The organism is Bradyrhizobium sp. 153 (assembly GCF_023073835.1).
Taxonomy (GTDB): domain Bacteria; phylum Pseudomonadota; class Alphaproteobacteria; order Rhizobiales; family Xanthobacteraceae; genus Bradyrhizobium.
The window spans coordinates 1-23,704 of sequence record NZ_JADPKH010000107.1 but is presented as its reverse complement, the minus strand read 5'-3'; the positions used below and the strand labels follow the sequence as shown (position 1 = coordinate 23,704).

26 protein-coding genes are annotated in these 23,704 nt (G+C 62.6%); 13 read left to right on the top strand and 13 right to left on the bottom strand.

Annotated elements, in window-relative coordinates; all coding sequences use genetic code 11:
* The first annotated feature begins 115 nt into the window (after positions 1-115).
* Entirely contained in the window at positions 116-1,108 is a 993-nt protein-coding gene (dusA, locus tag IVA91_RS26710; protein WP_256464562.1) for a tRNA dihydrouridine(20/20a) synthase DusA, read from the top strand.
* Between the two features lie 6 nt (positions 1,109-1,114).
* Here the strand turns inward: dusA and IVA91_RS26705 are convergent, their stop codons facing one another.
* The 5 genes from IVA91_RS26705 to IVA91_RS26685 all read right to left on the bottom strand — a co-directional run bounded on the left by IVA91_RS26705 (position 1,115) and on the right by IVA91_RS26685 (position 5,988).
* Positions 1,115-1,669 (bottom strand): TIGR02281 family clan AA aspartic protease, encoded by a 555-nt coding sequence (locus IVA91_RS26705; protein WP_247281404.1) that lies wholly within the window; start codon positions 1,667-1,669, stop codon positions 1,115-1,117.
* A 28-nt stretch (positions 1,670-1,697) separates the two neighbouring features.
* Positions 1,698-1,901, bottom strand: a complete 204-nt coding sequence (locus tag IVA91_RS26700) for a DUF1289 domain-containing protein (RefSeq protein ID WP_247281405.1) — start codon at positions 1,899-1,901, stop codon at positions 1,698-1,700.
* Between the two features lie 44 nt (positions 1,902-1,945).
* Entirely contained in the window at positions 1,946-3,541 is a 1,596-nt protein-coding gene (locus tag IVA91_RS26695; RefSeq protein WP_247281406.1) for a HAMP domain-containing sensor histidine kinase, read from the bottom strand.
* 171 nt (positions 3,542-3,712) lie between these two features.
* Entirely contained in the window at positions 3,713-4,993 is a 1,281-nt protein-coding gene (gene nhaD / locus IVA91_RS26690) for a sodium:proton antiporter NhaD (RefSeq protein WP_247281407.1), read from the bottom strand.
* Between the two features lie 122 nt (positions 4,994-5,115).
* Positions 5,116-5,988, bottom strand: a complete 873-nt coding sequence (locus IVA91_RS26685; RefSeq protein WP_247281408.1) for an NAD(P)-dependent oxidoreductase — start codon at positions 5,986-5,988, stop codon at positions 5,116-5,118.
* Between the two features lie 196 nt (positions 5,989-6,184).
* On the opposite strand from IVA91_RS26685, the gene IVA91_RS26680 reads away from it, so the two are divergent.
* From IVA91_RS26680 to IVA91_RS26660, 5 genes are all read left to right on the top strand, one after another.
* Entirely contained in the window at positions 6,185-6,622 is a 438-nt protein-coding gene (locus IVA91_RS26680; RefSeq protein WP_247281429.1) for a VOC family protein, read from the top strand.
* A 52-nt stretch (positions 6,623-6,674) separates the two neighbouring features.
* On the top strand, positions 6,675-7,811 hold the full coding sequence (locus IVA91_RS26675; RefSeq protein WP_247281409.1) for an Mrp/NBP35 family ATP-binding protein: 1,137 nt from the start codon (positions 6,675-6,677) through the stop codon (positions 7,809-7,811).
* Between the two features lie 203 nt (positions 7,812-8,014).
* Positions 8,015-9,103, top strand: a complete 1,089-nt coding sequence (locus IVA91_RS26670) for a TRAP transporter substrate-binding protein (RefSeq protein WP_247281430.1) — start codon at positions 8,015-8,017, stop codon at positions 9,101-9,103.
* Positions 9,104-9,266: 163 nt separating this feature from the next.
* Positions 9,267-10,355, top strand: a complete 1,089-nt coding sequence (locus IVA91_RS26665; protein WP_247281410.1) for a TRAP transporter substrate-binding protein — start codon at positions 9,267-9,269, stop codon at positions 10,353-10,355.
* A 384-nt stretch (positions 10,356-10,739) separates the two neighbouring features.
* On the top strand, positions 10,740-11,105 hold the full coding sequence (locus IVA91_RS26660; RefSeq protein ID WP_247281411.1) for a hypothetical protein: 366 nt from the start codon (positions 10,740-10,742) through the stop codon (positions 11,103-11,105).
* A 226-nt stretch (positions 11,106-11,331) separates the two neighbouring features.
* On the opposite strand, the gene IVA91_RS26655 is transcribed toward IVA91_RS26660, so the two are convergent.
* The 5 genes from IVA91_RS26655 to IVA91_RS26635 all read right to left on the bottom strand — a co-directional run bounded on the left by IVA91_RS26655 (position 11,332) and on the right by IVA91_RS26635 (position 15,675).
* Positions 11,332-11,622 carry a hypothetical protein gene (locus IVA91_RS26655; RefSeq protein ID WP_247281412.1) on the bottom strand — a complete coding sequence of 97 codons (291 nt, stop codon included), beginning with the start codon at positions 11,620-11,622 and terminating at the stop codon, positions 11,332-11,334.
* Between the two features lie 241 nt (positions 11,623-11,863).
* Positions 11,864-13,483 carry a chaperonin GroEL gene (groL, locus tag IVA91_RS26650; RefSeq protein ID WP_247281413.1) on the bottom strand — a complete coding sequence of 540 codons (1,620 nt, stop codon included), beginning with the start codon at positions 13,481-13,483 and terminating at the stop codon, positions 11,864-11,866.
* 38 nt (positions 13,484-13,521) lie between these two features.
* Positions 13,522-13,836, bottom strand: a complete 315-nt coding sequence (gene groES, locus IVA91_RS26645; protein WP_247281414.1) for a co-chaperone GroES — start codon at positions 13,834-13,836, stop codon at positions 13,522-13,524.
* Between the two features lie 227 nt (positions 13,837-14,063).
* On the bottom strand, positions 14,064-15,179 hold the full coding sequence (locus IVA91_RS26640) for a glycosyltransferase family 4 protein (RefSeq protein WP_247281415.1): 1,116 nt from the start codon (positions 15,177-15,179) through the stop codon (positions 14,064-14,066).
* Positions 15,180-15,195: 16 nt separating this feature from the next.
* On the bottom strand, positions 15,196-15,675 hold the full coding sequence (locus IVA91_RS26635; RefSeq protein WP_247281416.1) for a sigma factor-like helix-turn-helix DNA-binding protein: 480 nt from the start codon (positions 15,673-15,675) through the stop codon (positions 15,196-15,198).
* Between the two features lie 494 nt (positions 15,676-16,169).
* Here IVA91_RS26635 and IVA91_RS26630 point away from each other — a divergent pair, with 494 nt between their 5' ends.
* From IVA91_RS26630 to IVA91_RS26615, 4 genes are all read left to right on the top strand, one after another.
* Positions 16,170-16,622 (top strand): Hsp20 family protein, encoded by a 453-nt coding sequence (locus tag IVA91_RS26630; RefSeq protein WP_247281417.1) that lies wholly within the window; start codon positions 16,170-16,172, stop codon positions 16,620-16,622.
* A 98-nt stretch (positions 16,623-16,720) separates the two neighbouring features.
* Positions 16,721-17,206, top strand: coding sequence for an Hsp20/alpha crystallin family protein (locus IVA91_RS26625; protein WP_247281418.1), 486 nt, complete (start codon positions 16,721-16,723; stop codon positions 17,204-17,206).
* Between the two features lie 92 nt (positions 17,207-17,298).
* The gene (locus IVA91_RS26620) at positions 17,299-17,661 is read left to right on the top strand and encodes an SPW repeat protein (RefSeq protein WP_247281419.1); all 363 of its coding nucleotides are present in this window, start codon (positions 17,299-17,301) and stop codon (positions 17,659-17,661) included.
* A gap of 167 nt (positions 17,662-17,828) precedes the next feature.
* Complete coding sequence (locus IVA91_RS26615) at positions 17,829-18,050, top strand: hypothetical protein (RefSeq protein WP_247281420.1); 222 nt, start codon at positions 17,829-17,831, stop codon at positions 18,048-18,050.
* A 588-nt stretch (positions 18,051-18,638) separates the two neighbouring features.
* Here IVA91_RS26615 and IVA91_RS26610 read toward each other — a convergent pair.
* Positions 18,639-20,243 (bottom strand): TRAP transporter large permease subunit, encoded by a 1,605-nt coding sequence (locus tag IVA91_RS26610; protein ID WP_247281421.1) that lies wholly within the window; start codon positions 20,241-20,243, stop codon positions 18,639-18,641.
* Positions 20,240-20,779 carry a TRAP transporter small permease subunit gene (locus IVA91_RS26605; RefSeq protein ID WP_247281431.1) on the bottom strand — a complete coding sequence of 180 codons (540 nt, stop codon included), beginning with the start codon at positions 20,777-20,779 and terminating at the stop codon, positions 20,240-20,242. Before IVA91_RS26605 ends, IVA91_RS26610 begins: the two co-directional genes overlap by 4 nt.
* A gap of 165 nt (positions 20,780-20,944) precedes the next feature.
* Here IVA91_RS26605 and IVA91_RS36880 point away from each other — a divergent pair, with 165 nt between their 5' ends.
* Positions 20,945-21,067 (top strand): hypothetical protein, encoded by a 123-nt coding sequence (locus IVA91_RS36880; protein WP_256464563.1) that lies wholly within the window; start codon positions 20,945-20,947, stop codon positions 21,065-21,067.
* A 38-nt stretch (positions 21,068-21,105) separates the two neighbouring features.
* Here the strand turns inward: IVA91_RS36880 and IVA91_RS26600 are convergent, their stop codons facing one another.
* The gene (locus tag IVA91_RS26600) at positions 21,106-21,342 is read right to left on the bottom strand and encodes a hypothetical protein (RefSeq protein ID WP_247281422.1); all 237 of its coding nucleotides are present in this window, start codon (positions 21,340-21,342) and stop codon (positions 21,106-21,108) included.
* Positions 21,343-21,566: 224 nt separating this feature from the next.
* On the opposite strand from IVA91_RS26600, the gene IVA91_RS26595 reads away from it, so the two are divergent.
* Positions 21,567-22,241 (top strand): response regulator transcription factor, encoded by a 675-nt coding sequence (locus tag IVA91_RS26595; RefSeq protein ID WP_247281423.1) that lies wholly within the window; start codon positions 21,567-21,569, stop codon positions 22,239-22,241.
* 1 nt (position 22,242) lies between these two features.
* On the top strand, positions 22,243-23,580 hold the full coding sequence (locus IVA91_RS26590) for an ATP-binding protein (RefSeq protein ID WP_247281424.1): 1,338 nt from the start codon (positions 22,243-22,245) through the stop codon (positions 23,578-23,580).
* Positions 23,581-23,704: the final 124 nt, after the last annotated feature.

The window sequence follows — 23,704 nt, the reverse complement described above, 5'->3', positions numbered from 1 at the left end:
CTGTTGCGGTTGCATCAGACGCCCATTCAGGCGAAGGATACGCGCCACGCCACACAAAATGCTGGTTCGGGTGCGAGGGCACCTCCATGCTGTCGGTTCGATGAAAGAATAGCATTTGAATTCGCAAGACTATCGCTTTTCCGTGGCACCCATGATGGATTGGACTGACCGGCATTGCCGGGTGTTCCACCGTCATCTGACGCGGCGGGCGCTGCTTTATACGGAGATGCTGACCACCGGCGCCATTATCCATGGCAACCGGGAGCGGCTGCTTGGGTACGACGCGTGCGAGCATCCGGTGGCGCTTCAGCTTGGCGGGTCGGATCCGCACGACCTCGCGCTGGCCGCGCGGATCGGCGAAGGATTTGGTTATGACGAGATCAATCTCAATGTCGGCTGCCCGTCCGATCGCGTCAAGGACGGCCGGTTCGGCGCCTGCCTCATGGCGGAGCCGGAACTAGTGGCCCGGTGCGTTCAGGCCATGAAGCGCGCGGTCGCCGTTCCCGTCACGGTGAAGTGCCGTATCGGGATCGACGACCAGGACCCTGAAGTGGCGCTCGATACGATCGCGCGTGCGGTGGTGGCGTCCGGCTGCGATGCGCTGATCGTGCATGCCCGCAAAGCCTGGCTCACTGGCCTGTCGCCAAAGGAGAACCGCGACATCCCGCCGCTCGATTATGATCGCGTCTATCGGCTCAAGCGCACGATGCCTGCTGTGCCCGTCATCATCAATGGCGGCATCTCTGGGATCGACGAGGCCAAGGCGCATCTTGCCCACGTCAACGGTGCGATGCTCGGCCGCGCCGCCTATCAGGAGCCGTGGCGGTTGCTCAGCGTCGATACCGACATCTTCGGCGAGGCGGCGCCGCACGCGTCCATGCAGGACGCGCTCGAGGCGATGATGCCCTATATCGAAGAGCAGCTCGCGCGCGGCACCCGGCTGCACGCAATTACGCGGCATTTCGTCGGCGCGTTCCACGCCGTGCCCGGCGCGCGCGCCTTCCGCCGCCATCTTGCCGAGCAGGGGGTGAAGCCGGGCGCCGGTCTCGACGTGCTGCGCGAGGCGATCGCTCATGTCGGTGCACGCGCGCCAGCGGAGGCGGCGTAGAATTGTCTAGTCGGCCGCGATCCGGGAGCGTCGGGGGCTGCTCTGGAGCTCCGGAAAACCTGTCAGCATCAGCGTGTCCGCGCGCACGCCCCAGCTTTCCAGGCGGTCGAGGAAGCTCATGCCGAGCAGATTGGTCTTCATCTGGCCGCGTTGCACGACCAGGGCCGGCACCGACTTCTCGACCAGCTTGCCGACGGCGAGACGGTCTAGCGTGAGCCGTGCCGCCTTGGTGTGGCCGCCCGCGGTCTCCAGGTCGACGTCGTATTCGAGCATCTCGAGCGGCAGTCCGATCGCTTTCGCGGTTTCCCAGGTCAGCACCACGGAGGTTGCACCTGTATCGATTACCATCGGCGCAGTGACGCCGTTGATCTTCGCTCGCAGCGCAAATTCGCCACCCTGGCCGCGCGGGATATGCACGGCGGGGGCCGGGGCGGCGGTCTGCGCCCGGAAGATGTGGGAAACCTTGTGACTGGCACGCACGATCTGATCGGGATCGCCATAGGCGACGACGGCGCCTGCGGTGCCGGCGAGCATGAGGAGAACGAGCAGGAAGCGGATCATGGCGCGCCTCCAGAGGCGTTCGTGCCGATCAGGTACGCTTCGGCAATGCTGCGATCGGCGCGAGTCCTGCCTGATTCATGCGCGCGGGCAACAGCGCCATGATCGCCAGCCGTTCCGCGCTGTGCATGGCGTGCCAGCGCGCGATCTCCGGCAAGGTCCGGCCGCAGCCGAAGCAAAGCTTGGTCTTGGGATCGATCATGCAGACGGCGACGCACGGCGTTTCTTTGCTCATGCGGATATTGTGAGGGATCGTCGGGCATTTCTGCAAGCATCTCGTTAAGAGCCCGTGCCTGCGCTCATGATCGGCTTGTGGCGCGGCCGGCGCTTCTCGTCGGGAACGAGCGAATTCTCGGGCTGAAGCGGCGGAGAATCATCCGACAGCGGCGCCAGCGCGCTCATCACGCGCTCCGGCGGGAAGGTGACGATCACCTCGGTGCCGATGCGCAGCTTCGATTTCAGAGTGAACGTGCCGCCATGCAGGTCAATCAGATTCTTGGCGATGGGCAGGCCGAGGCCTGCGCCCTGTTCGGCCGACTTGATCGAGTTGGAGCCCTGGCCGAACGAGGCGAGCACGACCGGGATCTCGTCCTCGGGAATTCCGGAGCCGGAATCCCTCACCGAGAGATATTGTCCGCCCGAAGCAGTCCATCCCGCCTTGAGCCAGATCTCGCCACCCTGCGGCGTAAACTTGATCGAGTTAGAGAGCAGGTTGAGCACGACTTGGCGGATCGCGCGCTCGTCGGCCCAGAGCCGCGGCATGGCCTGCTCGAACACTTCGTGGATCGTGATGCCACGGCTCGAGGCGCGCAGCTTCATCAAATGATGGCAGTCGGCGACGATGCCGACCAACGACACTGCTTCCTCGTTCAGCTCGTAGCGGCCGGCTTCGATCCGCGATAGATCGAGGATCTCGTTGATAAGGTTGAGCAGGTGCACGCCGGAATTATGGATGTCCGCCGAGTACTCCTTGTAGACGGGCACCGCGTGTGCGCCAAAAATCTCACTCTTCATCACCTCGGAGAAGCCGAGGATGGCGTTCAGGGGCGTGCGCAGTTCGTGGCTCATCTGCGCAAGGAAGCGCGACTTGGCGACGTTGGCGGATTCGGCGCGGTGGCGCGCTTCGTCCGAGATGGCCTTGGCCTGTTCGAGTTCGCCGATCAGCGCGTCCTTCTCGGCGCGCGCCTCGAGCGTGGCGAAGGTCGAGGAGTGCAGGCGGTGAGCCAGCAGGACGAAATAGCCTTCGGCCGCCAGCGCGAGTGCCGCCAGGACGTAATTGTCCAGTGAGCCGGTCATCACGAAACTCAGCGCCATTGCGACCGCGACCGGCGCGGTGGCGGCAAGGGCAGCGATCGGCAGATTGGCGGCCAGCATGCTCGATACTGCGATCACCAGCAGCATCAGGAACATCATCAGCGTTTCCGTGACCATGTCGAGCACGGGGTGGATCAGGATCGCCATCCAGCACAGGCCATAGAGCAGGTCGAGCACGACGAAACGCGTTCGCCATGCGCGCGTCGCGGCCGGAGAGGTGGCCTCTGTCAGGAACCGCCGGCAACTGCGGATCATCGCACTGTGGATGCAGAGCATGCCCGCGGTCCAGGCCGCCGCCGGGATCGGCTGCATCCAGAGCCCGAACAGCACGCCGGTGGCGACCACCAGCAGCATCACGACATAGGAAGCCGACAGCCGCGTCTGGGCATATTGACGCAACATCTCGGCGTCGAACGCCGGCCGGGTTCCGCTGGTCGACGTTAACTTGTCGCGTGCCTCGCGTACCCGCTGCGCCGCAGCCCTGCGGCTGCTCGCCGATGGAGCGCTCACCGGCTCGGCCGGAAGCTGCACAACCTCGGGCTTTTCAGCGGGGTTACTCATCAAGCAACACGATTCCTGCCCACGCCGGACGCGGGCCTTCTGCATTGTCTATCTCTGGCAAGAAATCCTTAAGAGGTGCCTTAAGGAGCTAAAGAATTACGTTAACGCCTGATTAAGAAACGCCTTCCGTGATGGGAACCGGCGCTGGCGACGGGCGTCATGACGGGCAGATCAATGCAGCAGCGAGTGCTGCGCGATGTAGACCAGTGCACCCGCGAGGTAGCCCACGAGCGCGGGACCCGCGATGCGGCGGGCGTACCAGAAGAACTCGATCTTCTCGAGCCCCATCGCCGCGACCCCTGCGGCCGAGCCGATGATCAGGATCGAGCCGCCGGTGCCGGCGCAATAGGCGATGAATTCCCAGATGAAGCTGTCGGGCGGATATTGCGCCAGATTGTACATGCCCATCGTCGCCGCGACGAGCGGCACGTTGTCGATGATGGCGCTCAATAGGCCGAGTAGGATGACGATGATGTCGAGACGGCCGACTGTTGTGTCGAGCCATTTAGCCAGCACCTCCAGGACGTGGGCGTGCTCCAGGCACGCGACGGCTATGAGAATGCCGACGAAGAACACGATGGAGCTCATGTCGATGCGCGTTAGCGCATGGACGAGGGTGAGGGGGCGACGCGCATCCTCGTCCTTGTGGCGGTGAACGATCTCGCCCACCAGCCAGAGAATGCCCAGCCCGAACAGGATCCCCATGAAGGGTGCGAGGTGCGTCACGGCCTTGAACACAGGAACGGCGACCAGCGTACCGAGGCCGAGATAGAACATCAGATTGCGCTCGAACACCTCGACCTTGAGAGCCTGCGCTTCCCGCTGCGGCGGCGGGATGATGTCCTTCCCCTTGACGGAGTAGCCAACGATGAGCAGCGGGACCAGCAGATTGAGCAGGGACGGCAGGAACACCGATTGCATGATGCTGACGGGGGTGATCTGCCCTCCGATCCAGAGCATCGTCGTCGTGACGTCGCCGATGACGGTCCAGGCGCCGCCCGCATTGGCGGCGATGACGATGAGGGAGGCGAAGAGCAGGCGGTCGTTCTTGTGGCCGATCAGCTTCTGGATCAGCGAGATCATCACGATGGTTGTCGTGAGATTGTCGAGGATCGCGCTCAGGAAGAACGTCACGAAGCCGATGATCCACATCAACGTGGTCTGCTTCGTGGTGCGGATCACGGACGTGATGACCTCGAAGCCGTTGTGGGCGTCGATCACCTCGACGATCGTCATGGCGCCGATCAGGAAGAAGACGATTTGGGCGGTCGCGGAGACGGATTCGTCGAGCTGGCGGTTGACAAGGGATGCATCGCCGACGGACAGCGCATAGATGGTCCAGAGCAGGCCCGCTCCCAGGAGAGCCGAAGCGCTCTTGTTGATGCCGAGCGGGTGTTCGAGCGCGATGGCAGCATACGCAACGATGAAAACGGCGGCTATCACGCTCAGCAAGTCAGTCCCCCCGAACTTTGTACTTCAGCTCAATGTGCTTGCCAGACCTCGTCGCAGTGCCGGCGGCGTCGAGGTCTGGGACGGTCGCAGTGCCGCCCGGCAGCAAGCCGTCAAGATGATCCTCAGCGTTGCAGACGCGCGAGCAGGCTCGACGTGTCCCAGCGCTTGCCGCCCATTTTCTCCACCTCGGAGTAGAATTGGTCGACCAGCGCCGTGACAGGCAGGTTGGCGCCGTTGCGGCGAGCTTCAGCCAGCGAGATCGAGAGGTCCTTGCGCATCCATTCCACCGCGAACCCGAAATCGTACTTGCCCTCGTTCATGGTCTTGTAGCGATTTTCCATCTGCCAGGACTGCGCGGCCCCTTTCGAGATGGTCTCGATCACTGCGGCGACGTCGAGGCCACTCTTCTTGGCGAAGTGGATACCCTCGGAGAGACCCTGCACGAGGCCGGCGATGCAGATCTGGTTGACCATCTTCGTCAGTTGGCCGGAACCGGCGGGCCCGAGCAGTTTGCACATCCGCGCATAGGCCCCCGTGATGATCGGCTCGGCGCCGGCATAGGCGTCCTGAGCGCCGCCGCACATCACCGTCAGCACGCCATTCTCGGCGCCCGCCTGGCCGCCGGAGACCGGTGCATCGATGAACCTGAAACCGGCCTTGGTCGCGGCCGCATCGAGTTCGCGCGCGACTTCCGCCGAGGCGGTGGTGTGGTCGACGAAGGTCGCACCCTTCTTGATGCCGGCAAACGCGCCGTCGGGGCCGGTTGTGACCGCGCGCAGATCGTTGTCGTTGCCGACGCAGCACATCACGAAATCCTGGCCTTCAGCGGCGGCCTTCGGACTCGCTGCGGTCTTGCCGCCGAACTTGTCCGCCCACTCCTTCGCCTTGGCCGCGGTGCGGTTATAGACGGTGACCTCATGGCCCCCTTTTTTCACGAGGTGTCCGGCCATGGGGAAGCCCATGACGCCAAGACCGAGGAAAGCGACTTTTGCCATGTATGAGACCTTGTCCGTAGTTTGGGTTTTACGGTTCTTGCCGGGCGAGCAGGAGCCTGGTTCCGCCGTGAGGGCGGATTGGGGCGCACCATAAACCCTTGAGGCCTGAGGGCAACGGCTTCGTTTGGCGGTCCCCTGTGCTAGGATGGCGGACCTCAAGGACTTCAAAAAAGGGAGCGAAGGCATGGACATGGGTTTGGGCGGCGTGAGCGTGGGCGTGCTCGATCATTTCAACATCCGAACCCGGAAACTGGCCGAGACGGTCCGCTTCTACGAAGACGTGCTGGGCCTGGAAAATGGTGCCCGGCCGAATTTCGCCTTTCCGGGCGCCTGGATGTACAGCGAGGGCAAGCCGGTGGTGCACCTCGTCGATATTTCTCCGACCGCCGAGCCACAAAAGCCGGATTCCGGCGTTGTCCACCATGTCGCCTTCGTCAGCCGCGGCTTCGACGCTATGAAGCAGCGGCTCGCATCCAAGGGGATGAAGTTCGAGTCCCGCCAGGTGCCCGGCGGCGACCTCTGGCAGATCTTCGTCCACGATCCCAACGGGGTCATGATCGAGCTGAACTACGAGGCGGCCCGGGAGCAGGGAGCCGCGCCCGCGGAGATGGCTGACGATATCGGCAGGCAGTAGCCTTTTGGGCGTTTCCGCTCTAATGGGGCATCTTGAAATCAGGAGATGCGCTTTGAGCGTGACGCAGCAACAGGTTCTCGACAGCCTTGGCCGGATCAAGTCGCCGCGCGGGGTCGCGCTCACCAACGCCAATGTGCTGAGCGCAATCAGCGCCTCGGACGGCAAGGTGTTCTTCTCGATCAATGTCGATGCCGCCGAGGCGCGCGCCTGGGAGTCCATCCGGGCCGAAGCGGAAGCCGCTGTGCGCGCCATTCCCGGCGTCACCACCGTGATGGTGGCGCTGACCGCGGAGCGCAAGCCGGGCTCCGCGCCGCCGCCACCACCGCAGCCGAGCCGCGGCACGCCCGGCGTGCAGCCGGCCCACGCCCATAAGCCGCCGCAGGCCGGCCAATCGCCGATGGCGCGGCAGTCTGAGATCCCGGGCGTTGCCGCCGTGATCGCGGTGGCCTCCGGCAAGGGCGGGGTGGGAAAATCGACCACCGCGCTCAATCTGGCGCTCGGCCTGCGCGACCTCGGCCTCAAGGTCGGGCTGCTCGACGCCGACATCTACGGCCCCTCGGTGCCGCGGCTGACCGGCCTGCGCGACAAGCCGGAGCTGAACGACGAGCGCAAGATGATTCCGCTCCGGCGCTTCGGCCTCGCCATCATGTCGATCGGCTTTTTGGTGGAGGAGGAGACCGCGATGATCTGGCGCGGCCCCATGGTGATGTCGGCGGTGACGCAGATGCTGCGCGACGTCGAATGGGGCAAGCTCGACGTGCTGGTGGTCGACATGCCGCCTGGCACCGGCGATGCCCAGCTCACGCTGGCTCAGAACGTGCCGCTTAAGGGCGCCGTGATCGTCTCGACCCCGCAGGACCTGTCTCTGATCGATGCACGGCGGGGGCTTGCCATGTTCAAGAAGGTCAACGTGCCCGTGCTCGGCATCGTCGAGAACATGAGCTACTTCCAGTGCCCGCATTGCGGCACCAAGTCGGACATATTCGGCCATGGCGGGGCGCGGCACGAGGCGGAGAAGCTCGGAGTACCGTTCCTGGGCGAGATCCCCTTGCACATGGCGATTCGCGCCACCTCGGATGCCGGCAATCCTGTCGTCGACAGCGAGCCGGACGGACCTCATGCGGCGATCTACCGCGCCATTGCAGGCCAGGTCCGGGACCAGCTCAAGGGTGTCATCGCCGCGGCCTGAACCGGTCGTCGGCAAGCTCCTGGGACATGCGACTTTCGTAGAGTCCCGTCATGCCATTGTCGCGTTCCGCAAGCGGGGCTTCCGTGTTAAACGCCCACGGCAGTCAAGCCCCTTCGGTTCGACGCGGCCTTCACGCGTCGCCGGAATGAGCGGCGGCAAAAGAGAAGTTGAGGGGAAACGCCCCAGCAAGGAGAGAGATGAAGATGAAGCGTCGTGAATTTCTTAAAGTGTCGGCAGCGGGCGCGGCGGCAACCGCGGTGGCCTCGCCGGCGATCGCGCAATCCTCGCCTGAGGTGAAGTGGCGCCTGACTTCGAGCTTCCCGAAGTCGCTCGACACCATCTATGGCGGCGCCGAGCAGGTGGCCAAGTATGTCGCCGAGATGACCGACAACAAATTCCAGATCCAGGTGTTTGCGGCCGGCGAACTCGTCCCCGGCCTGCAGGCGCTCGATGCGACCTCCAGCGGCACGGTGGAGATGTGCCATACGGTGTCCTACTACTATGTCGGCAAGGATCCGACCTTCGCGATTTTCGCCTCGGTGCCGTTCGGCCTCAATGCGCGCCAGCAGAATTCGTGGCTCTATCAGGGCGGCGGCAACGAACTCGCCAACGAGTTCTTCAAGAAGTCGAACGTGGTCGGCTTCCCCTGCGGCAACACCGGCACCCAGATGGGCGGCTGGTTCCGCAAGGAGATCAAGACCGTTGCCGACCTCTCCGGCCTGAAGATGCGCATCGGCGGCATTGCCGGGCAGGTGCTCCAGAAGGTGGGCGTGGTGCCGCAGCAGCTCGCTGGCGGCGACATCTACCCGGCATTGGAGAAGGGCACCATCGACGCGGCCGAGTGGGTCGGTCCCTACGATGACGAGAAGCTCGGCTTCGCCAAGGTCGCCAAGTACTACTATTATCCAGGCTTCTGGGAAGGCGGTCCGACCGTCCACGCCTTCGCCAATCTGGAAAAGTGGAATGCGCTGCCGAAAAACTATCAGGCGATCCTCACCAACGCGACGGCCAACGCCAACACCTGGATGGCCGCGCGTTACGACATGCAGAACCCGGCGGCGCTGAAGCGTCTCGTCGCCGGCGGCACCCAGCTTCGTCCCTTCACCAACGAGGTGCTGGAAGCCTGCCTCAAGGCGACCAACGAGCTTTGGGCGGAAGTCTCGGCCAAGAACCCCGACTTCAAGAAGTCGATCGACGCCATGCAGGCCTATCGCTCCGACGAATATCTGTGGTGGCAGGTCGCCGAATATACCTACGACAGCTTCATGATCCGCTCCCGCACCCGCGGCTGATCTACGGCTTAAGTCGTAAGACGGATCGCCCGGCCTCGCTCGCGAGGCCGGGCTTTTTCTTTGCCGCAGTGCGATCGGGATGGCATTCGGCCCGGCGATGTTCCATGCTGTCCCCAAGCCTCGACAAGAAGGCCCACAATCAGATCCATCAGGGTAGGAAATCATGAAGAGAAGAGACTTCATCAAGGTCACGGGACTTGGTGCGGCCGGTGCCGCCACGCTCGCCGCGCCTGCGATCGCGCAGTCCATGCCGGAAATCAAATGGCGCATGCCGACGAGCTGGCCGAAATCGCTCGACACGCTGTTTGGCGGCGCCGAGATGATGTGCAAGATGGTCGCTGAAGCGACCGACAACAAATTCCAGATCCAGATCTTCGCCGCCGGCGAGATCGTGCCGGGTCTCCAGGTGCTCGATGCCGTGCAGAATGGCACCTGCGAGATCGGCCACACCGCGTCCTACTACTATTTCGGCAAGGACCCGACCTTCACCTTCGGCTCAGCCGTGCCGTTCGGTCCCAACATGCGCATCAACCAGGCCTGGTACATGCTGGGCGGCGGGCGCGACGTGCTCAACGAGTTCTACAAGGGCTACAACGTCGTCTCGCTGCTCGCGGGCAACACCGGCTGCCAGATGGGCGGCTGGTTCAGGAAAGAGGTCAACACGCCCGACGATCTCAAGGGCATGAAATTCCGCGTTGGCGGCTTCGCCGGCCGTGTGCTCCAGAAGCTCGGCGTCGTGCCGCAGCAACTCGCCGGCGGCGACATCTATCCGGCGCTGGAGAAGGGCACCATCGACGCCGCCGAATGGGTCGGTCCCTATGACGACGAGAAGCTCGGCTTCTACAAGATCGCGCCGCACTACTACTATCCCGGTTGGTGGGAAGGCGGGCCGATGCTGCTGGCCTTCGTCAACCTCGACAAGTGGAACGCGCTGCCGAAATATTACCAGAGCGTGTTGGAGCAGGCCGGCCACTACGCCAACAATTACATGATGGCGCGCTACGACAACGCCAATCCGCTGGCGCTGAAGAAGCTGCTCGCAGGCGGCACCAAGCTGCACGCCTTCTCGCCGTCGATCATGGATGCCTGCTACAAGGCGGCCAAGGAGCTGCACGCCGAGGTCGGCGCGACCAACGCCAACTTCAAGAAGGTCCACGATTCCCTCGCCAAGTTCACAAGCGACGGCTACGCCTGGTTCCAGGTCGCCGAGGTCGGCTACGACATCTTCATGGCCCGGCGCTCCCAGAGCTGATCACGCTGCGTGTTGCCTGCAACGCCTCGGAGCGAAGGCTCCGGGGCGTTGTCGTTGCGGCGTTCCGAAGCACGTCCAAACAAAAACAGCGAAAACAACCCCATGCACAGTAGACGAGGGGTGATAGCGGGATTGCCTGTCGGTGCTGCCAATACGCTGATATGTCGAGCTAATTAGCGGGATGAGACGATCGGCGGGCAGCTGGGTCCGCGCCGCGATTTTGGGAGCGAAACTAGCGTTAGGGACGCCGAGCGACGGATCCGGCTTCGCTGTTCCGATTCTGTGGATTACGGAGCCCGTTTGACTCGTCGGGCAAAACAGTGGCAAAAAGCGACAATCGTATAATCCGAAATTTGGGGTCGCGCCGATCTGCGGAAATGACCCATGAGCTTTGATCCCGATGAAATTCAAGACGCACTGCGAAAAGCATGGTCGTCGTCGACGGCCAGCCAATGGAGCGCGGACAATCCGGCGGCCGGGCAATGCAATGTCACTGCGCTGCTCATTCATGAACTGTTCGGCGGCCAGTTGCTGAAGACACCGCTGCCTGCCGCGGACCATTTTTACAACCGGATCGAAGGCGTGAGGTACGACTTCACGGCGAGCCAGTTCGATCGGCCGATCGTTTACCTGGATTTGCTGGCAAGTCGTGCGGAAGCGGAGCTTGGTGCAACAAACGACGAACTAGCGGAACTCAGAACAGCATTTCAGGAACATCACGCCAAGCGAGGCAAGGGTTCAATGCCTTAGTGAACAACGCCTGCCGCGTCCTCTGCGCTCGGCATGAGCCAATCGAGCCCGAGAAGGCCGGCTTCGAGGATAAGGCGACAATACCCCGAGGATTCTCGGGGGGAAGGCAAGCACGAGGCTCCCGTCCCGCAGGGGGAATTTCAGGGCCGCTGCAGCCAGTGATCTTAGCATCGAGGCTGCAAGCAAACTCAGGCGCGGAGTTCACCGACGCCGGGGATGTTCGGGTTCAAGAGCCGAACGATGGCGCCGGGCGCTCGCGCGGCGCCAGCATGAAGGATGAAGGCGTATCCGCCGGCATCAAGCTATCGACCTTGGTATTCACGCCAGCGTTCCACTTCATCCATGGCATCGACTCAAGATGAGGAATCGGTGGGAGCGCGATCTTCTTTTCGAACGCGTCGGCTGGAACGGGTTTGCCCGGCATACGATCCATTCCCCAAGCCGCCAGCGACGGCAGCAGGAGGATCGCAGCGATCGACGCCGCGAGTATCCGGCGGGCTAGGGGTTGCGCGAGCACTACCCGGGGTTTCTCCGCCCGAGCGGAGATATAATGATGTGATCGCTGACCATGTCATCCTCCTATCGTTCGAAAAAGACTGATCCAGGCGATCGTGGCGCAGCTGAGGGTGAACATCAGCCAGTGCACGGCCGCCGCTCCGTTTCTACGCAGCCTTTGCTGACGATCTCTGCTCATCTGACCGCTCCTCGTACGTCGATGTCTCCTTTCCTGATCGAGACGTGGGTCCGTTACTGCTAAGTTAGAAGTCCATCTGCGGCGCGGCTGGGGCTTCCGCCTTCTTCGGTTTCTCGGCGACGAGCGCTTCGGTGGTGATCAGAAGGGCGGCGATAGACGCAGCATCCTGCAAGGCTGTGCGAACCACCTTGGCCGGGTCGATCACGCCGGCCCGCACCAGATCCTGGTACTCGCCAGTCGCGGCGTTGAAGCCCCAATTGTAGTCGCCGTTCTCGATCAGCCTGCCGACCACCAGCGAACCGTCCTCGCCGGCATTCTCGACAATCTGGCGGGCTGGCATCTGGATTGCCCGGCGCACGATGTCGACGCCGGCCTTTTGGTCGGCGTTGGCGGTCTTGATGCGTTCAAGCGCCTTGAGCGCCCGCAACAGCGCCACTCCGCCGCCCGGCAGGATGCCTTCTTCCACCGCGGCGCGGGTCGCATGCATCGCGTCGTCGACGCGATCCTTGCGCTCCTTGACCTCGACTTCAGTGGCACCGCCGACCCGGATTACGGCCACGCCGCCCGCGAGCTTGGCAAGCCGCTCCTGCAACTTCTCGCGATCGTAGTCCGAGGTGGTCTGCTCGATCTGCAGCTTGATCTGGGCCACGCGCGCCTCGATGTCCTTCTTGGCGCCGGCGCCATTGACGATGGTCGTGTTCTCCTTGTCAATTACCACCTTCTTGGCCCGGCCGAGCATGTTGAGCGTGACGTTCTCGAGCTTGATGCCGAGATCTTCGGCGATCATCGTGCCGCCGGTGAGGATCGCGATGTCCTCGAGCATCGCCTTGCGGCGATCGCCGAAGCCCGGCGCCTTGACGGCTGCGATCTTCAGCCCGCCGCGCAGCCTGTTGACGACCAGCGTCGCCAGCGCTTCGCCTTCGATGTCTTCGGCGATGATCAGCAGGGGCTTGCTCGACTGCGCCACCGACTCGAGCAGCGGCAGCATCGATTGCAGTGCGGACAGCTTCTTCTCGTGGATCAGGATGTACGGGTCTTCGAGCTCCGCCCGCATCTTTTCGGCATTGGTGACGAAATAGGGCGACACATAGCCGCGATCGAACTGCATGCCCTCTACCACCTCCAACTCCGTGTTGAGGCTCTTAGCCTCCTCCACGGTGATGACGCCTTCGTTGCCGACCTTCTTCATGGCCTCGGCGAGGAAGCGACCGATCTCAGTGTCGCCATTCGCGGAGATCGTCGCGACCTGGGCGATCTCGTCGTTCGCCGTGACCTTCTTGGCGTGCGATTTGAGGTCCTTGACGATCGCCTCGACTGCGAGGTCGATGCCGCGCTTGAGGTCCATCGGGTTCATGCCCGCTGCAACCGACTTAGCGCCTTCCTTGACGATCGATTGCGCCAGCACGGTCGCAGTCGTCGTTCCGTCGCCAGCGACATCGCTGGTCTTCGACGCCACCTCGCGCACCATCTGCGCGCCCATGTTCTCGAACTTGTCTTCGAGCTCGATCTCCTTGGCCACGGTGACACCGTCCTTGGTGATGCGCGGCGCCCCGAACGATTTCTCCAGCACCACGTTGCGGCCTTTCGGTCCGAGCGTCACCTTGACGGCGTTTGCCAGCGTATCGACGCCGCGCAGCATGCGGTCGCGGGCTTCCGTCGAGAATTTGACGTCCTTGGCAGCCATGACGTTCTCTCCTTTGCCGTTCAATGAGTGTCAGCGCTTCACGCGGCCTTCTTCGTCGCGGCGGCCTTCTCGACCACGCCCAGCAGATCGCTCTCCTTCATGATGAGAAGCTCTTTGCCGTCGATCTTCACCTCCGTGCCGGACCATTTGCCGAACAGCACCCGGTCGCCGACCTTCACGTCGAGCGGCACCAGCTGGCCCTGTTCGTTGCGGCCACCCGGCCCGGCGGCGATCACCTCGCCTTCCTGCGGCTTTTCCTTCGCCGTGTCCGGAATGATGATGCCGCCGGCAGTCCTCTCCTCGGCATCGATGCGTCGCACCAGCACGCGATCATGCAATGGACGGAAATGCATGCACATCCTCCCCTACAATTCAGCGATGTCATAAAAATCGGGGCCGCAACCGGCCGTCCGGCAAAATCGACCTAGGCGCGGCAAAGATGAGGTCAAGAGGGGCTATGAAAAATTTTTCGACACCGCCGGCAGAAGTTTCCGCGACGACGTGTCGTGACACGGCGGGACGGAGCGGCGCCCTTGCCGGCTTTCCGCAGTGCCGCAGGTCCGTCCCTTCAAATATCTTTTTACGCGGCCGTGGGCGGCGCTCCCGGAGCGGTGTCCGTGGAGGTCGGCCGGACGCGCAGCGAGTGCCGATAGCCGGAGCTGGCGGTAAGGCTGCGAAGCATCCTCTGGTAGATCCGGGTATACTCCGTCGCCATGCGCGCGGACGAGAAACGTCCCTCGAACCGGGCGCGGATGGCTTTGCGGTCGAGCGCCAGCAATCCGGGAATGGCCCGCGCCGCCTCATCGACGTCGGACACGATACGGCCGGTTAGTCCGTCGTCGACGATTTCCGGGACCGATCCGCAACGGAAGGCGAGCACCGGCGTGGCGCAGGCCATGGCTTCGATCATGACCAGGCCGAAAGGCTCCGGCCAGTCGATCGGGAAGAGCAGCGCTGCCGCATTGCCGAGAAATTCGCTTTTGGCGCTCTCATTGATCTCGCCGATGAACTCGATTCCCGGCTCGTTCAGCATCGGCGCGATAACACCGCGAAAATAGGCTTCATCGGCCTTGTCGACCTTGGCAGCTATCTTGAGCGGAAGCCCCGCCGCCCGCGCAATTGCAATAGCGCGGTCGGGACGTTTCTCCGGTGAGATGCGGCCGAGAAACGCTAGATAGCCGCCTGTCGGGCTGAAGCTTGGGGTGTGCAGATCGAGCGGAAGGCCGTGGTACACCGTCGCCACGAAGTTCGCGCCTGAGAGCGGCGCCCGTTGCGCGTTCGAAATCGAAACCAGCGGCATGTCGGAAAATCGGCGGTAGAACGGCATATGGTCCAGCAGATCCTGCCGGCCGTGCAACGTTGTCAGCGTCCGGCCGCGCTCGGACCGGAACAGCGGAAAATGCAGATAGTCGGTGTGGAAGTGCAGGATGTCGAACTCATCCGCGCGCTCGCGCACCTTGTCGAGCATGACCATCGGATGGGGAATAGCATCTTGCACGTCGTGATCGAGGCGCAGCGCACGAGTGGTGCAGGGAACGAGCTCGGCCGAGGTAATGGAGTCCTGGCTGGCGAACAGCGTCACTTGGTGACCCTGTCGCACCAGCTCCTCGGTCAGCCACGAAACCACCCGCTCCGTTCCCCCATAAAGCCGGGGCGGGACGCTCTCGAACAGCGGGGCAATCTGCGCAATCTTCATCTTCTTCCCTCCGCGATTAACCGCTGCGCCAGCCCCGATCGGGACGATCGGGACGGCGCGCAGCTCCATGCAAACGGGAGCGCATCGCGCTCCGGATCTTTTGCAGTGCGCGCTCGCGCGATACGCCGGAAGTGCCGGCAAGCTCCTCCAGGGTCTTCGGCTGTTCGGCCAGGAATCGCGCCCCGACGATATGGCGCTCACGGAGGTCAAGGAGAGCGAGCGCGTCCCCCACTGCGCTTCTTACCCGGTTACGATCCTCCGCCTCCGACAGCAGCGTCTCCGGGTCGGGCGCCGGATCGATCAGCCGGTCCTCGATTTCCTCGGCCCCGTCCTCCCGCCTCGTGGGCAGGTTGAGCGAAGTATCACCCCGTATCCAGCCGTTCATCTCGACGACCTCAGGCGAGGCTACTTTCAGTTTGTCGGTGATATATTCGGCCTGCTCCGGCGACAGGTCGCGGGCAGATTCGATCGGACGGACAGGATGCTCATTTTCCAATTCCTCCTCAGAGCAAAGTGGGTGAGCTCCCCCAGCATGCGCCTGGGCCCAGAAGCGGCGCCCAAGCGCGTCATGCCGGCGGCGCTCACAAAATGTCGTATCTTCCGAATTGTTCCTTCGAGAAATAAGAGCTGCGGCCGGGCCCATGTGAGCAGCGAAGTGCAGGCGGTGAATCCGACAATGGCCTTGACGGCCTCGATTTAGGGAGCTCCCGTGGCGGCTCAAAAGGTGTGGGCCGGCCGAGCATGGGGCTGATTGCGCAGGGCGAAGGTGGCCGTCCGCAGCGGCGGTTGATGCGAAGCACACAATCTACCGAAGCCGGGGTCGGGACGGCAAAAATACAATTCGAGCGCGCATGGCGCCCTTGAAAACGACCCGCACCGTTCTAGCTCTTGGGTGCCACATGTGTGGCGCCGGACGCCGTCAGGGTCCGGTCAAGGCCGTCGGAAAACCGGCGTTGCTCCTATCCATGTTGCTCCAAGGAGGATGTGGTTATGAGAACTTACGAAATGCCCCCGTTCTGGCGCTCGAGCGTCGGCTTCGATCGTCTGTTCGACCTCGTCAACGACGCGGCGAATGCGGACGACGATTATCCGCCGTACGACATCGCGCGTACCGGTGAGAACCAGTACCGGATCACGCTGGCACTGGCGGGCTTCAGCCCGGAGGAGATCACCATCACCGCCGAGCAATCAATGCTTACGGTTGAGGGGCGCAAGCCCAGCAAAGGTGATCAAGACTACCTGTACCAGGGAATCTCCCTGCGGCCGTTCCGCCGCGTTTTCAACCTGGCGGACTATGTTCAGGTCAAGGATGCGACGTTCGAAAACGGCATGCTGAGGATCGCTCTGGTTCGGGAAATCCCGGAGGCGATGAAGCCACGCCGTATCGCGATCGAAGTCGCCGGCAACGACAACCAGCAAATCGAAGGGAAGCAGACCGCCTGACGGAGTTCCGTTCGGGGCCGTCGAACCGCCTGCGCGGCGTGGCCGCGCGCGGCTGAATTTTGTCAAATGAGCATGAAGAAACAGGAAGGAGGAAAGCTATGCCCCTACGCGATCTCGTTCCCCGGAATAACGGCTCCCGCGATCTGAGTCCGCACCGCAGCGAAGCCAATCCGTTCCTCGCGCTTCATCGCGAGATGAATCGGCTGTTCGATGATGCGTTCCGCACGTTCGACGTCACTCCGTTTGGCTCCCAGGCGACCGGATGGCCGAACATCGAAGTCAAAGAGACGGAGAAGGAAGTCAACGTCACCGCCGAGGTCCCCGGTCTCGAGGAGAAGGACGTCAACGTCGAACTGAGGGGCGGCCTGTTGACCATCAGCGGCGAAAAAAGGAGCGAGACCGAAGACAAGGAGCGCCGCTTCAGCGAGCGCTACTACGGACGCTTCGAGCGCTCCGTCCCGGTCGACGATGTCGATCAGGACAAGGTCGAGGCGTCTTTCAAGAATGGCGTGCTCACCGTGACGCTGCCGAAGTTACCGACCACGCAGCACAAGGTGAAACGGATCGCCATCAACGGCAAGTAACCGCGGGACGGGCGGGAGTTCGCTTTCGCCCGTCACCGGACTGGCCTGTGCAAAGAGAGTGAGGGAAAGGAGCGAATGTAAGGAGTTGCAACATGAACACCATCTGGAAAAAGGACATGATCGCCGATGGGGTCAACCTAGTGATCGGCCTCGGCTTGTTCATCTCGCCGTGGGCCTTCGGGTTCGCCGCTGAAAGTCCCACCAACTGGAATGCCTGGTTGAGCGGCATCCTGATCGCTGCGCTGGCCGTTGCGGCGCTGGCGATATTCGCCGAATGGCAGGAGTGGATAGCTCTGGCCGCCGGCGTTTGGGTCGCCGTATCACCCTGGGTGCTGCACTTCTCGGCCAAGGCAACGGTGACACCGCTCCACGTCATCGCCGGAATCCTCGTCGCCGCTGTTGCGGCTCTGCGAGTTTGGCAACTGCATCAGGGCCATCCACGTGTGACAGCGTGAATGCTCGGCGAGGGGAGGCTGCGGCAGCCTCCCTTCGCAACTGACCTGCGCGAGTGCGCCATTTTGCTGGCCAAGCTCGTTGCCGCGAGATGAACCATGATGGTGCTGAAGTGAAAGGGAACACGCCAATACTGTCTCCGTCGACCGTTGGGCCAAGCGGAGAGATCGTGCTGACCTCGCGTTTGTACACGCTCGACAAGAAGCGTCGCCGGGTCCTTGCAGGCCTTACCCCTGAGGAGACGACCGAATTCGAACTTTTGGATGCTCAGCTTCCGCTAGATGGCAAGCCGACTTGGCGACATTCCGAGCTACCGCTCTCTCCGAAAGAGCAGCGGTGGCTGGAGCTGTTCCGAAGAATGGAGGCCGCGCGGAAGCAGACCGCTGCCTGAAGACGATTGCGCGTGCTGATCATGGAGGGTTGGCCAAAATACGCGTCCTTCGCAGGAATGGTCTCTTGGGCAAGGAGCCTGTTCGCCGGCGGCTTGCGCGAGAAAAGCCGTTCACTCAGCACAGCGAACGAGGATGCGCTGCGGCAACCACGTCCGCCGATCGTCGCGCAGAAGGCGCCGCCCGGGGCCTCGGGACACGACGGTCCCCAGGATGATTATTCTCTTCCAGAAGGATTGAGAAGGCCGCGCAAAGGACCGCTCAATAAATATACCGGCCGCAGGCCCAATTGCGGATCTGAACTTCGTCGTTGAACATGTGCTGGCGAGACTTGCCGGCGTTGTCCTGGCGGCTCTTGCGGTCCAATTCATTTTCGACGGTATTCGAGGCGCTCGGCTCCTGGTGGCCGATTGAAACGCTGAGGAGTGAAAAGTGGCAAGATCTGGACCGATCGGCTCTGGACCTGCGTGCACCGGCGGCAGTGTTCTTCTACTCGCCCGACGTCGCCGTGCGCGTCCGGAGCAGCATCTGGCTGGTTATGCCGGACTGATGCAGGTCGACGCCTTAGACTAGCCAAAGCGCGAGGCCGGTCAGTTCTTCGGCTGGCCGAAATCGAGTGGCGGTGGCAGTTCGATGTCCGGGATCTCGATCTTGATCTTGTCCAAATCCACCTTCGTCGGCGCGTCCAGCAGCCCAGTCACCGTTATTGGAAAGGCGATGACAACGGCAACCATGATCGCCTGCAGGCCGATCCAAGGCATTGCACCCCAATAAATGTCTGAGCTCTTGACTTCTTTTGGCGCCACGCCCCGGAGGTAGAACAAAGCGAAGCCGAAGGGGGGATGCAGGAAGGAGGTCTGCATGTTGACGCAGAGCATGACGCCGAACCAGATCAAGGCAGCATCGGCACCGACGATGGGAGTCAGCAGCTTGTGTGCGATCGGCGCAATCATCGGGATGATGATGAAGGCGATCTCGAAGAAATCGAGGAAGAAGGCGATAAAGAAGATGAACAAATTGATGAAGATCAGGAAGCCCCACACGCCGCCCGGCAGTGATGTCAGCATGTGCTCCAGCCAGACACCACCGTTGCAACCCAAGAAAACGATCGAGAAGCAAGTCGATCCGATCAGGATGAAGGTCACCATGCAGGTGATGCGCATGGTGGTCTCATAACCCTGCTTAACCAGGGTGCGCAGGTCGGGAATCCTGATCGCCTCGATGCAGACCCAGGCCACTGCCAGATAGGCAATTGCGAAGGCAATCTTGAACGGCAGGTTAGGCGTGAAGTAGATGCCGATGATGGTGCCGACACCAGCAGCGGCGACGCCGACGAGCAAAACCCTGTGACCGGCCGAGCTGAAATCCTTGTGATGGATAACGGCAAGGACGATCGCGCCGACGGCGCCCATCGCGCCCGCCTCGGTCGGGGTGGCGAGGCCGAGCATCATGGTGCCGAGCACCACGAAGATCAGAACAGCGGATGGGATGATGCCCAGCAGGCATTTGCGCCAGAGCGCCCAACCTTTGAGCGTCCTCGCTTCCTTAGGCACGGCCGGGACATGGCCTGGCTTGATCAGGCTCAGAGCAAACGTGTAGCCCGCGAAGAGGGCGATCTGGAGGATCGAAGGCCCCCAGGCGCCCAGATACATATCGCCGACCGACTTCCCGAGTTGGTCGGCGAGCACGATCAGAACCAGCGAGGGAGGCACCAGCTGGGTAATGGTGCCGGACGCTGCAAGCACGCCGGTGATGTAGCGCATGTTGTAGCCGTAGCGGATCATGACCGGCATCGAGATCAGCGCCATTGCGATCACCTGCGCGGCCACCGTGCCGGTGATGGCACCGAGGATGAAGCCGACGATGATCACGGAATAGCCGAGACCGCCGCGAATGGGGCCGAACAACTGCCCCATCGAATCCAGCATATCTTCTGCGAGGCCGCATCGTTCGAGGATCGCGCCCATGAACGTGAAGAATGGAATTGCCAGCAGCAGCTCGTTGGCCAGCACGCTGCCGTAGATGCGCTCCGGGATTGCCTGGAGGAAGCTGAATCCGAAGAATCCTTCGTGGATCGCGAGAAATCCAAACGAAAGCCCGAGAGCGGCCAACGTGAAGGCGACAGGGAAGCCGATCAGCATCGCCAAGACCAGCCCGCCGAACATCAGCGGCGGCATCATCTCAATTGTGATCATTGGGTCGGCCGCTCGTATTTCGCATCGATGGTGACTTCGCCGCGCAGAGCCGCTGCTCGTTTGATGACTTCTGAGACACCTTGCAGAGCCAACATGAAGAATCCTGCCGGCAGCGCAAGCTTGATTGGCCATCGGAGGAGGCCGCCAGCATTATTGGACATTTCGCCGATGACGAGCGAGTTGTAGAACATCGACCATGACAGGTAACTGAGGAGCAGGCATGCCGGGACGAGGAAAACCAATGTCCCGATCAGGTCGAGCCATAACTGGCCGCGCTCGGAAAGCATGAGGTACATGATTTCGACACGCACATGCTCGTTACGTTTGAAGGTATAGGACGCGCCGAACATCACGACGACAGCGAACATATACCACTGCGTTTCGAGCCAGCTGTTGGAGCTGTAGCTGAAGGCGTACCGGATCATCGCATTTGCAGCGCTGACGAGACAGGCCGCGAGCACCAGAACGTTGCAGACGTTACCGATCTTCTCGTTCAGCCAGTCGATAGCTGCACTTATCGCCAACAATGGGCGCATCAATATCTTTTCCCCGCTCGCTGAGTGCTGACCCCAAACGAGCAGGATCATGGTGCTGCATCAGCAGCCTTCCACATCTGCGCCGGAGCTAGTTCACCCTCCTGATGCTTCCGCTCGTTCTTGTTGTTCGATTTCCAGCGAGACCTGTGCAGGTCGCGGGCGCGCGTGAAGCAGGGCACCTTTATCGTCGGCAGTTTTCCGGTCAACAGAAAAATAGACAATTTGCCGCAGCGGCCACTAAAAAAGTTCGCGGCCGGTCTGGTGATGGCGATCGAACAGGTGTTCTGAGATTCCCCTGCGCGTGTGTTCGAAACGTCGAGGTCCGTCTAGCGCTGGACGTCGTACTGCTTGCTGAGGTGATCGCCGATCTGGACAAGCATGGCAACGCATTCGGGGTAGCCGGGCCGATCTGAGGTGGCTCGGTCCGCACTGGCTCGAAACTCCCAGGACTTGCCATCGCGGAGGATCGAAATGGTCATTCCATCGGGACAGTCGGCATGAACCTTCAACTCGGCCTTCGCCATGGCGATGAGTTCGCTTTCGGTTTTCACAGGATTGCTCATTAAGTTCATCCTTTAGTCTGAGAGAAACTTGCTGGTATCTGTCAAATTAGCAAACAGCCTTCTCCTTGATGCAAGGACCGGTCATTGAAGCTTACGCGAACCTGACAGAAGGCCGACCCGCCGCCCCGGTGCTTTTTCGCTGGCCGCGGCGCCGCGAATGCTGGAAAAGAACGCAGATGCGGCGCGAGCCGTGCGGTGATACCGGAACAATCGGCGGGAATTTGATGCGCCTTCTGATCGTCGAGGACAATGCCGAGCTGTCGCGGCTCGTGGCCGGCGGGCTGGCGGCTGCCGGGTATGAGAGCGACATCGTCGGCAGCGCAGCCGAGGCGCGCGAAGCTGTGAGCAGCGTCAGCTATGCCGCGATGATCCTCGATCTCGGCCTGCCCGACGGCGACGGCCTGGCAGTGCTGCGCGAGCTGCGCCTCAAGATGGAGCCGCTGCCGGTCCTGGTGTTGACCGCGCGCGGGGGCGTGCAAGACCGCGTCACCGGACTGCGCAGCGGCGCCGACGACTATCTCACAAAGCCGTTCGCGATGGAGGAGCTGGTGGCGCGGCTGGAGGCAATCCTGCGCCGGCCGGGCCAGCTGCTCGGCCGCTCGCTCCGCCTTGCCAATCTCGTCTACGACACCGAGAGCCGCCAGATCTTCGTCGACGACCAGCCGCGGATCATCTCCGCGCGCGAGACGTCGGTGCTGGAGATCCTGTTGCGCCGGCAGGGCCGGGTGGTGCCGAAGAAGAACGTCGAGGATCACATCTTCGGGCTCGAAGGCGAGGTCGCCTCCAACGCGGTCGAGGTCTATGTCTCCAGGCTGCGCAAGCAGCTCACCGAACACGGCGCCAAGGTGGTGATCCACACCATCCGCGGCGTCGGCTATCTCATGGCCGAGGAAAAATAGCGTGGCTGCCGGAGGCCATGTCAGATCGCTCACGTTCAAATCGCTGATCTGGCGGATCGTCTTCCTGCACATCGTGGCGGTCGCGATGGTCGCGATCGTCCTGCCGCTCGTGCTGTTCTGGCTGCTCAATTCCGAGATCGACCAGTTGCACCACGACGGCATGCGCGCCCAGGCCGAGGTGCTGGCGGAGCGCATCGTCACCCAGCCGGACGGCTCGCTGACGTTCAACCTGCCCGACAGTCTGCGCGGGCTCTATTCGGACGCCTACGGCCGCTATCAATACGACATTCGCGATGGCGAAGGCCGGCTGCTGTTTTCCTCGCATCGGCGGGCCGCAGCCGCGGCTCTTCGGCCGCCCGAGACGATTTCCGGCGCTGGCGTCACCCGGGTCATCGACGGCAAGACGGTGCGCATCCAGGTCGCCGAGGATCTCGCGCATCGCGACGTCATCATCGACGACATCGTCTCGAACTTCTTCCGACGGGTCGGGTGGATCACCATCCCCATCCTTCTGGTCCTGCTCGCAACCGACATCATCATCTTCCGCCGCGCGATCGCGCCATTGTGGAAGGCCTCGGAGGAGGCCAGCAATATCGGCCCGGCGCGCACCGACATCCGCCTGCCGACGAAGCAGATCCCGCGCGAGATCATGCCGCTCGTCACGGCAGTGAACCAGGCGCTCGACCGCCTCGAGGACGGCTTTCGGGTGCAGCGGCAGTTCACGGCCGACGCGGCTCATCAACTGCGTACGCCGCTCACGATCCTGCGCACGCGGATCGAGACGCTTGGCGACGGCGCGGCGCGTCAGGCGCTGCATGCCGACATCGAAGCCATGAGCCGGATCGTCGCCCAGCTGCTGGAGATCGCCGAGCTCGACACGCTGGTGCTCGACCCCGGCGAGACCGCTGACTTGCGCGCCGTCTGTGCCGAGGTGGTCGGTTCGATCGCCCCGTTTGCGATCGCGCAGCATAAGGACATCGCCCTGCGGGGCAGCGACGCGCCCGTCATGATCCACGGCAATTCGGAGATGCTTCAGCGTGCAGTCTTCAACCTCGCCGAAAACGCGATCAAGTTCACGGCGAGGGACACCGCCGTCGAGGTCGAGGTGGGCGAGGACGGCTCAGTGCGGGTGCGCGATCGCGGTCCCGGCATCGCGGAGGCCGAGCGCGAGCTGATCTTCCAGCGCTTCTGGCGCCGTGACCGCCAGCGCAGCGACGGTGCAGGCCTGGGCCTCTCGATCGTGCGCGGCGTCGCGGACGATCACGCCGCGACGGTCGCGGTGGAGAATCTCCCCGGCGGCGGCGCGGAGTTCACGCTGCGATTCAGGTTGGCGGGCTGAACTGACGTTTCACCCTCCCCCTCAGGGGCAGGGGAATCGCATGTGAGCGTTCTCTGTAAGGCATTGCGAATTGGGCAGAAATCGATTCTGAAGGTGGCTCCTGAGTTGGAAGGAGCGGCCGATG